Origin of the sequence: Pseudoalteromonas sp. SR44-5 (genome assembly GCF_014163675.1) — a bacterium.
Classification (GTDB): domain Bacteria; phylum Pseudomonadota; class Gammaproteobacteria; order Enterobacterales; family Alteromonadaceae; genus Pseudoalteromonas; species Pseudoalteromonas rhizosphaerae.
The window spans coordinates 1-282 of record NZ_JACJDT010000226.1; the positions used below are offsets into that span (position 1 = coordinate 1).

Genomic DNA, 282 nt, shown 5'->3' on the forward strand with positions numbered 1-282 from the left:
CCACGGAGTGATTCATGACTGGGGTGAAGTCGTAACAAGGTAGCCCTAGGGGAACCTGGGGCTGGATCACCTCCTTATACGATTTAGAACTTATTTGTTCGTAGTGTCCACACAGATGATTGTTAGTTAGTTTTGCCCATTGGGTTTAACTAATTAATATGCTCTTTAAAAATTTGGAAAAGCTGATAATAAAATTCGTATAAATACAGTGTATTTGTACAGAGTTTTCAAAAGTAAAAAAGAATGATAGCAGTATCATTCAGTGCCATTTAATGAACGTTT

Annotated in this window: 1 rRNA gene; it reads left to right on the forward strand. The window is 36.2% G+C overall.

Going from position 1 to position 282, the window contains the following annotated elements:
* Nucleotides 1-77 (forward strand): 16S ribosomal RNA (locus H5154_RS23360); the annotation flags it as partial.
* Nucleotides 78-282: the final 205 nt, after the last annotated feature.